This window comes from Streptomyces parvulus (genome assembly GCF_014648855.1).
GTDB lineage: Bacteria > Actinomycetota > Actinomycetes > Streptomycetales > Streptomycetaceae > Streptomyces > Streptomyces parvulus.
Genome location: NZ_BMRX01000020.1, coordinates 129,391 through 137,975, shown reverse-complemented (window position 1 = coordinate 137,975; position 8,585 = coordinate 129,391). Strand labels below are relative to the sequence as shown.

Below are 8,585 nucleotides of genomic sequence, written 5' to 3'. Positions count from 1 at the left end.
GAGACCTGGGCGTGGCCGATGACGTCGGCGTGGGCGACGATCGCGGCGGCGGGGTCGGTTTCCTCGATGTTCATGTGGTAGCTGTCGATGCCGATCCGGACCGAGTCCAGGCCGACGGTACGGATCAGGTCGGCGGCCTGCTCCAGCCGGTTGACCATGTGGTCCTCGTACCGGTTGAGCGGCTCCAGGAAGAGGGTGACGCCCTCCCGGCGGGCGTGCTCGCCGAGTTCGGTGAGGCCGGCGAGGAGCACCTCGCGGTCCGCCGCCTCGTCGCGCGGCGGTTCGAACGGCGGCAGACGGCGGGAGAACATGCCGTACGAGGCGGGCGTCTGGGCGCCCACCCCGCCGATCTCGGCGATGACGGTGAGCTGCGACTTCATCTGGGCGACGGCGTCGCGGCGCAGGTCCTCGTCGAAGGCGCCGAGGAAGTGCAGCATGTCGACGCAGACCGTCGGCATGACGACTCCGTCGGCGCGGGCCTGCCGCAGCTCGCCGAGGCGGGAGGCGAAGTGGAAGTCTCCCTTGCCGCGCAGTTCGATCGCGTCGTAGCCGGCCTGCCGGGCGAACTCCCACTTGGCCTGGAGGGTGTCCCCGGGCAGCAGCTGTTCCTGGACGGCGGTCTTGAGCATGGGGGGCCTTTCGGAAAATCCGGTCTCGGGGAGTCGGGTGGGGAGATCCGGGCTCAGAATTCCAGGACGACCTGCAGCGCCTCGGCGGGCCGCTCGTCCAGCAGTACGTAGGCGTCGGCGGCCTCGGCGACAGGGACGACGTGGCTCACCAGGCCGTCGACGTCCACCTGGCCCTCGGCGACCAGGCGCAGGAAGGTCCGCTGGAGGCGTTCGACGGTCCAGCGGCCCGACAGCTGCGGGGGCACGCCGCCGATCTGGGAGCAGATCAGCTGGACCCGGTTGTGGTGGAACTCGTCGCCCAGGCGCAGGCCGATCCCGTCGCCCTGGTAGAAGCCGGAGGCGACGACCCGTCCGCCGGCGGCGACCGAGCGCAGCGCCTCGTGCAGGGCCGGGTAGGCGCCGCTGATCTCGATGGCGAGGTCGGCGCCGAGGCCGCCGGTGGCCTCCCGCAGGCGTTCGGCGACGGCGTCGGTGCGGGCGTTGAGGGTGTGCTGGGCGCCGTACCGCTTCGCGGTCTCCAGGCGGCCGTCGAGGGCGTCCACCGCGGTGACGCGGGCGCCGCTGAGCCGGGCGAGCCGGGTGGTGAGCAGGCCGATCACGCCCTGCCCGAACACGGCGACGTCCTCGCCGAGGTGGATGTCGCCGGCCAGGACGGCGTTGTACGCGATGGCACCGACCCGGGCGAAGGCGCCGGCCAGCGGTTCGAGGCCGGCCGGGAGGGTGTGGCCGATCATGCGCTCGGCGGGGACGATGCCCTCGCTGCGGTGGCCCCAGATGCCCCACACCAGGTCGCCGGGGACGGGCAGGCCGGGGGTGCCGGCCAGCTCCGGGGAGACCTCGACGACCTCGCCGACCTCGGAGTAGCCCCAGCCGGCCACCGGGTACTCGATGCCGGGCGCGCCGTCGCGGAAGAGGCGCGCCTCGGGGTCCCAGGTCCGGGTCAGGTACGGGTTGGTGCCGCGGTAGGCGGTGAGTTCGGTGCCCGCGGAGATGCCGGAGTACCTGGTGCGGACCCGCAGGTGGCCGGGCGGCAGCTCGGCCCGGGTGTGCTCGGCGACCTCGACCTGGCGGGGGCCGGTGAACTGGACGACGCGCTCCACGGACGGCACGGGCGACGCTGCTGACTTCGGCGACACGGATGACACGGAGGGCTCCGGAAGGGTTGCTGATGCTGTTGCGTCGACAATATCCGCAACTTATGTCTTGTCAACAAGCAAAAGTGATGCTGTGATGCGTGACGAGCAGACGTAAGCCGGAACGAGGACACTCAATGCGCATCAGGACCCTGCGGTCGAGGACGACCGCGGTCGGCGTCACGGCGGCCCTGGGAGTGGGGCTGCTCTCGGGCTGCGCGGGCAGCACCGGGCCCGGCAAGCCGGACCGTGAGATCACGGTCTGGTCCCAGGAGAACCTCCCCGACCGGGTCGCGGCGACGCGCAAGGTCGTCGACGGCTTCGAGAAGAGGACCGGGATCAAGGTCAAACTCGTCGGGGTCGACGAGGCCCAGATGCCGCAGCTGATCATGTCGGCGGCGGCCTCGGGCACGCTGCCCGACGTCATCGGCGCCGCCCCCATGGGCCAGGTCTGGCAGATGTACACCAACGGCCTGCTGAACACCGACATCCCGAAGCGCATCGTCGGCGAGCTGGGCCGGGACACCTTCAACGCCAACGCGCTGGAGCTGACCTCCGACGGCGCCACCAGCCTCGGGGTGCCCTCCGACGCCTGGCTCCAGCTGCTGGTCTACCGCAAGGACCAGTTCGCCCGGAAGGACCTGCCGGCCCCGGACACGTACGCGAAGACGCTGGCCGCCGCCAAGGCACTGACCACCAAGGGCCATGACGGCATCTCGGCGGCCACCGACCCCAGCGACGTCTTCACCTCGCAGAGCTTCGAGAGCGTCGCCCTCGCCAACGACTGCCAACTGGTCGACGACCGGCACGAGGTCGCCCTCGACTCCCCGCAGTGCCAGGCCGCCTTCCGCACCTACGATCAACTGGCCCGCACCTACGGCGCGCCCGGCACCCAGACCGTGGACTCCACCCGGGCCACCTACTTCGCCGGGCGCTCCTCGATGGTCGTCTGGTCCTCCTTCCTGCTGGACGAACTCGCCGGCCTGCGCAAGGACGCCCTGCCCAGCTGCCCGGAGTGCGCCGAGAACCCCCAGTACCTGTCGGACAACAGCGGCATCGTCACCGCGATGAAGGGCCCCGACGCCGAGGAGGCGGCCCAGTTCGGCGAGATCACGTCCTGGGTGACCACCAAGACCGCCGAGACCACGGCGTCCCGCGAGTTCATCGAGTACATGATGGGCACCGGCTACGAGTCCTGGTTCGGCATGGCGCCCGAGGGCAAGATCCCGGTCCGCAAGGGCACCGCCGACGCCCCGGAGCGCTACCTCGAGTCCTGGCGCCACAGCGAGATCGGCGTGGACACCCGCAAGCCGCTGGACGAGGTCTTCCCCGACAGCCTGCTGGACCAGCTCGCCGACGGGGTCAGCAACATGCGCCGCTGGGGCATCGCCCAGGGCGAGGGAGCCCTGGTCGGCGCCACCAACGGCGAACTGCCCGTCCCGAAGGCCGTCGGCGCCATGACCAGCGGCCAGAGCTCGCCGTCCGAGGCGGCACGCGACGCCGAGGAAGAGGTCGCCGCCCTCAAGAAGTCCTTGCAGTAGCCGCCCGCCTGCACCTCACGAAGGTCCCTCATGACTACAGCTCCAGCCGGCGCACCGCAGCGCCGGGACACCAGCCCCCGGTCCACCGACCGGTCCGCCCCCGAGGGGCGGCGCCCGATGACCGCCAGCCGGCGTGCCAACCGGGCGGGACTCGCGTTCGTCTCCCCCACCTTCATCGTGGTCCTCGTGGTGGTCGTGCTGCCCATCGCCTGGACCGTGCTGCTCGCCTTCCAGAAGGCGAGGCTCGTCGACATCCAGGGCATGGGCCTGTTCGGCAACTGGTCCCTGGACAACTTCGCGCAGGTCTTCGACTCCGCCGGCTTCTGGTCCAGCCTCGGCACGACCCTGCTGTACACGGCCGGTTCGACGCTCGGCTCCGTCGTCCTCGGCCTGATCGCGGCGCTCGCACTGCGCAAGCCGTTCAAGGGGCGCGGGCTGCTGCGCGCGGCGATGCTGCTCCCGTACGTCGCGCCGGTCGTCGCGGTGGCCTTCGTCTGGGAGGTCGCGCTCAGTCCGCAGTACGGCGTGGTCAACGACTGGGGCAAGCGGCTGTTCGGCTGGGACGACCCGATCGCCTTCCTGTCGACCCGGGAGTACGAAGTCCACCTGCTGGGGCTGCACTTCGACATCCCCCTGGCGCTGCTGACCGTCATCGTCTTCGAGTGCTGGCGCTACTTCCCCTTCGCGTTCCTCTTCATCCTGGCGCGGCTGCAGGCGGTGCCCGACACCCTGGAGGAGGCCGCGCTGGTCGACGGGGCCACCCCGACCCAGCGGTTCCGGCACGTGCTGCTGCCCCAGCTGATGCCGGTCATCGCGCTGCTGTGCGTGCTGCGCTTCATCATGACGTTCAACAAGTTCGACGACGTGTACCTGCTCACCGGCGGCGGCGCCGGCACCGACGTGGCCGCCGTGCGCGTCTACGACTTCCTCACCGCCCGCTACGACGTGGGAGCCGCGGCCGCCCAGGCGCTCGTCCTGGCCGCCTCGCTGATGATCCTGCTGGGCTTCTACTTCAAGTTCTTCGGCAACAAGGTCCAGGAGGAAGCGTGACGCGCAAGGCGGCCCTGACCCGGGCCCAGTTCGAGGAGCGGTTCTTCGGCGTACTGCGCTGGTTCGTCATCGCGTTCCTCGCCGTGATCACCGTGCTGCCGTTCTACTACATGGTGCTGCTGTCGCTGAAGCCCATCGACGCGCTCCTGCTGGACCCGGGCTCGCTGTGGATCTCGGCGAAGGACTTCACCCTCTCCACCTACCGTGACGTACTGCGCTCCTCCGAGGACGGCGGGCAGGGATTCCTGAAGTTCCTGCTCAACTCCGCGCTGGTCTCGCTCGGCACGGTGGTGCTGACCCTGGTGGCGGCGGTGCCGGGCGCCTACGCGGTGAGCCGGCTGAAGTTCTTCGGCCACCGGCAGGTGAGCGCGCTCTTCCTGGCGGTCTACCTGTTCCCGGCGACGCTGCTGGCCGTCCCGCTCTTCGTCATCTTCGCCCGGATCGGCCTCTCCTCCAGCCTGGTGGGCCTCGCCATCGTCTACGTCGCACAGACGGTGCCGGTGTCGATCTACATGCTGAAGAACTACCTCGTCACCATCCCGCCCTCGATCGAGGAGGCGGCGGCGCTCGACGGGTGCTCCCGGCTCCAGACCGTCCGCAAGGTGATCCTGCCGCTGGCCCTGCCCTCCCTGATGGCGACCGGGCTCTACGTCTTCATGATCGCCTGGAACGAGTTCCTCTTCGCGCTGCTGTTCCTCGCCGCCGACCCGGGCGAGTGGACGGTGTCCCTGGGACTGGCCCAGCTGTCCAACGGCATCGAGGTGCCCAAGACCGTCCTGATGGCCGGTTCGGTGGTGCTGACGATCCCCGTGGTACTTCTGTTCTTCGCCGCCGAACGCCTGCTCACCGAGGGGCTGACCAGCGGCGCCGACAAGAGCTGAGCCGTGGGGGACTCCATGATGACGTCAAGTCAGGCCAGCGCGGGTGCGCTGCTGCAGCTGATCCGCAGCGGCCGCGCCAACACCCGCGCCGACCTCCAGCAGGCGACCGGCCTGTCCCGCTCCACGGTCGGACAGCGCCTCGACCTGCTCAACCGCGCCGGGTGGCTGCGCCACGCGACGGGCAGTTCCACCGGTGGCCGCCCCTCCCACCGGATCGTGTTCGAACCGGGCCACGCCTCGGTGATCGCCTTCGACCTGGAGACCCGGCACGCGCGGGCCGCCGTGCTCGACCTGGCGGGCACCATCCTGGCCGAGCACACCGCTCCGCTGGACGTCGCCGAGGGCCCCGAGCACGTCCTGGACCGGCTGGCGGAGTGGTTCCCCGACCTCGTCGCGGCCGCCGGGGTCCCGGCCTCCCACGTCGCCGGCATCGGCCTCTCGGTGCCGGGGCCGGTCGACTGGGAGTCGGGGCAGGTCATCGAGCCGCCGATCATGCCTGGCTGGGACCGGTACCCCATCAGGGAGCGGCTGCAGAAGGCGTTCGCCGCGAAGACGGGCCTCGCCGCGTCGGCCGGCGCCGTGCCGGTCCTCGTGGACAACGACGCCAACCTCATGGCGCTGGCCGAGTACCAGGCCAGCCACCGGGACTGCTCCTCGTTCGTCCTGCTGAAGGTGTCCACGGGCATCGGCGCGGGGGTCGTCATCGACGACAGCCTCTACCGGGGCATCGACGGCGGGGCCGGCGACATCGGGCACATCCGGCTGCACGACCGGTCGGACGCGCTGTGCATGTGCGGTTCCCACGGCTGCCTCGCGGCCGTCGCCAGTGGCCGGGCCATCGCCAAGGAGCTGTCCGCCCTCGGCCTCGACACCACGTCGGGCCGGGACGTGCGGCGGCTGCTCAACGAGGGGCATCCGGACGCGGTCCGGCTGGCCCGGGAGGCGGGACGGCGGGTGGGCGAGGTCCTGGTGACCGTCGTGACCCTGCTCAATCCCGGGGTGCTCATGATCGCCGGTGAGCTGTCCGGGGTGCCCTTCCTGACCGGGGTGCGGGAGCTGGTCTACCAGCGGGCCATGCCCCGCGCCACGGCCAACCTCCAGGTCGTCACCTCGCGGCTCGGCGACCACGCGGGGCTCGTCGGGGCCGCCGCGATGGTCGTGGAGCACCTCTACTCCCCCGCCGGGGCCGACGCCCGTCTCGAACGCCTCGCACCGTGAGCACACCGCATCGCGACCGTGTGCCGTACCCCGCGAAGACAGGAACACCGTGAACGCTGTCCCCGCCCCCTGGACCGACCGGCCCGTCGAGGTCGGGCTCGTGGGCGCCGGCCCCTGGGCCCGCGCCATGCACGCCCGGGTGCTCGCCGCCGGACCCGAGACCCGGCTCGCCGCGGTCTGGGCCCGCCGCACGGACGCGGCACGCGAGGCCGCCGCGCCCTACGCCGCCCATGTCGCCGCCTCCTTCGAGGAGTTGCTGGACCGCTGCGAGGCCGTGGCGTTCGCCGTGCCGCCCGCCGTGCAGGCCGAACTGGCGCCCCTGGCCGCGAAGCGGGGCAAGGCGGTGCTGCTGGAGAAGCCGCTCGGCCCCGACCTGTCCGCGGCGCACCGGGTGGCCGACGCCGTCGCCGAGGCCGGTGTCGTCTCCCAGCTGGTGCTCACCAAGCGCTACCACCCGGCCACCCGCGCCTTCCTCGAGGCCGCGCGCTCCTTCGAGGCGAGCGGGGCCCGTTCCTGCTACCTCCACGGCGCCTTCCTGGGGGGCGAGTTCGCCACCGGCTGGCGGCTGGAGCACGGCGCCCTGCTGGACCTCGGCCCCCACCTCCTCGACCTGCTGGACGCCTCGGTGGGCCCCATCACTGGCATCCGCGCCACCGGCGACCCGCGCCGCTGGACCGAGCTGACCTGCACGCACGAGAACGGCGCCGTCAGCCAGGCCTCGCTGTCCGGCGCGGTGGCGGTCCCCCACGCACTCACCCGCGTCGAACTCTTCGGCCCGGACCAGCCGCTGGTCTACGACACGGCCGGCATCGACCACGAGGAGTGCTGGCCCGTCCTGCGCCACGACTTCGCCACGGCCGTCCGCACCGGCACACCGACACCGGTGGACGCCCGGCGCGGCCTGTACCTGCAGGGGTTGCTCGACCGGGTCACGTACGACTGACGGCCCCGGCCGGAGAACCGTGCGACCGCACGCCGTGTCAGTCGACGACCGCCGTCGCCTCCACCTCGACCAGGTGCTCGGGCACGTCCAGCGCCGCGACGCCCAGGAGGGTGGCCGGTGCGGCCGGGGTCACGCCCAGCCGGGCAGAGGCGCGGGCGATGCCGTCCAGGAGCAGGGGCATCTTGTCCGGGGTCCAGTCGACGACGTGGACGTTGAGTTTGGCGACGTCGGCGAAGGTCGCGCCGGCCGCGGCGAGGGCGGTGCCGACGTTGACGTAGCACTGCTCGACCTGTGCGGCGAGGTCGCCCGCACCGACCGTGGCGCCCTCGGCGTCCCAGGCGACCTGGCCGGCGACGAACACCAGTCTCGTGCCCGAGGCGACCGAGACCTGCCGGTAGACGTCGATCTCCGGCAGTCCCGCGGGGTTGACCAGGGTGATGGCCATGGCTGCTTCTCCTTGCCCGTGTGCTCTCCAGTGGTTACCGGGGAACCGTAGGAGAGTGACCCCTGACATGGAAGAACGCACTTTCGGGTGACCTGGGCACCTGTCGGTGACCCAGCAGCTCAGGGACGTGCCCGGCGCCCGAAGACGGCGAGTCGCAGCACCAGGAAGCGCACGACGGTGACGACGACGGACGTGGCGGCGAGGACCACCGTCTCCGCGGCGGGCGAGGCACCGGGCCGCTCGTGCCGGAACCAGAGCACCGCGCCGGAGGTCACCAGGTAGCCGAGCAGGAAGAGCCCGCCGGCTCCCAGGTGGGCCCGGAGCGGCCCGGCGTCGGCGTTGCGGAACGTCAGCCGCCGGTTGGCCTCGGTGTTGAGCACCGTGAGGACCAGCAGGGAGACCAGGTTGGCGGCGACGGGGGGCCACCACAGGCGCAGCGCCCAGTAGAGAGAGGCCTGTCCGGCGGTGGACGCCACGCCGATGGCGACGAACCAGCGGACCTCGCGCGACCACACCGCGCGGCGGACGGCGGACATCCGGGAGGGCGCGGCGCCCTCGGCGACCGGCGCCCCCTTCAGCCGAGCCACACGCGACGCCTCCACCCGGCCGGCCGAACCCTCGACACCCTGACTCCTGGTCGCGCAGCCTACTACGGCACCGGTAGGCTCTTTGCCCTGTCTTTGCCTTCCGGGAACCCTGCGGTCCCGGGGGGCGTTGATGCTGGTGACCGCGGGCGACCGCGGCC

General features: G+C 71.7%; 9 protein-coding genes. 5 read left to right on the top strand and 4 right to left on the bottom strand.

What is annotated here, in order from left to right; translation table 11 throughout:
* Both IE108_RS31800 and IE108_RS31795 read right to left on the bottom strand, forming a co-directional pair.
* A partial coding sequence (locus tag IE108_RS31800) for a sugar phosphate isomerase/epimerase family protein (RefSeq protein WP_189397808.1) occupies positions 1-629 on the bottom strand: 629 nt, incomplete at its 3' end.
* A 53-nt stretch (positions 630-682) separates the two neighbouring features.
* The gene (locus IE108_RS31795; RefSeq protein WP_064731602.1) at positions 683-1,729 is read right to left on the bottom strand and encodes a zinc-dependent alcohol dehydrogenase; all 1,047 of its coding nucleotides are present in this window, start codon (positions 1,727-1,729) and stop codon (positions 683-685) included.
* A 170-nt stretch (positions 1,730-1,899) separates the two neighbouring features.
* On the opposite strand from IE108_RS31795, the gene IE108_RS31790 reads away from it, so the two are divergent.
* Genes IE108_RS31790 through IE108_RS31770 form a run of 5 tightly spaced genes read left to right on the top strand, consistent with a single transcriptional unit; the run spans position 1,900 to position 7,395 of the window.
* Positions 1,900-3,303 carry an ABC transporter substrate-binding protein gene (locus tag IE108_RS31790; RefSeq protein ID WP_064726111.1) on the top strand — a complete coding sequence of 468 codons (1,404 nt, stop codon included), beginning with the start codon at positions 1,900-1,902 and terminating at the stop codon, positions 3,301-3,303.
* Positions 3,304-3,333: 30 nt separating this feature from the next.
* Positions 3,334-4,353, top strand: coding sequence for a carbohydrate ABC transporter permease (locus tag IE108_RS31785; protein WP_064726112.1), 1,020 nt, complete (start codon positions 3,334-3,336; stop codon positions 4,351-4,353).
* Positions 4,350-5,234, top strand: a complete 885-nt coding sequence (locus tag IE108_RS31780; protein WP_064726113.1) for a carbohydrate ABC transporter permease — start codon at positions 4,350-4,352, stop codon at positions 5,232-5,234. Before IE108_RS31785 ends, IE108_RS31780 begins: the two co-directional genes overlap by 4 nt.
* 18 nt (positions 5,235-5,252) lie before the next feature.
* On the top strand, positions 5,253-6,452 hold the full coding sequence (locus IE108_RS31775) for an ROK family transcriptional regulator (RefSeq protein ID WP_064731603.1): 1,200 nt from the start codon (positions 5,253-5,255) through the stop codon (positions 6,450-6,452).
* A gap of 49 nt (positions 6,453-6,501) precedes the next feature.
* A complete protein-coding gene (locus IE108_RS31770) occupies positions 6,502-7,395 on the top strand; it encodes a Gfo/Idh/MocA family protein (RefSeq protein ID WP_064726114.1) in 894 nt (297 codons plus the stop codon).
* A 37-nt stretch (positions 7,396-7,432) separates the two neighbouring features.
* Here the strand turns inward: IE108_RS31770 and IE108_RS31765 are convergent, their stop codons facing one another.
* Complete coding sequence (locus IE108_RS31765) at positions 7,433-7,840, bottom strand: RidA family protein (protein ID WP_064726115.1); 408 nt, start codon at positions 7,838-7,840, stop codon at positions 7,433-7,435.
* A 119-nt stretch (positions 7,841-7,959) separates the two neighbouring features.
* Complete coding sequence (locus tag IE108_RS31760; protein WP_226485591.1) at positions 7,960-8,427, bottom strand: GtrA family protein; 468 nt, start codon at positions 8,425-8,427, stop codon at positions 7,960-7,962.
* Positions 8,428-8,585 lie beyond the last annotated feature (158 nt).

Coding starts and splice junctions, on each gene's coding strand:
- IE108_RS31790 (WP_064726111.1), top strand. CDS start 1,900: ATGCGCATCAGGACCCTGCGGTCGAGGACGACCGCGGTCGGCGTCACG.
- IE108_RS31785 (WP_064726112.1), top strand. CDS start 3,334: ATGACTACAGCTCCAGCCGGCGCACCGCAGCGCCGGGACACCAGCCCC.
- IE108_RS31775 (WP_064731603.1), top strand. CDS start 5,253: ATGACGTCAAGTCAGGCCAGCGCGGGTGCGCTGCTGCAGCTGATCCGC.
- IE108_RS31765 (WP_064726115.1), bottom strand. CDS start 7,840: ATGGCCATCACCCTGGTCAACCCCGCGGGACTGCCGGAGATCGACGTC.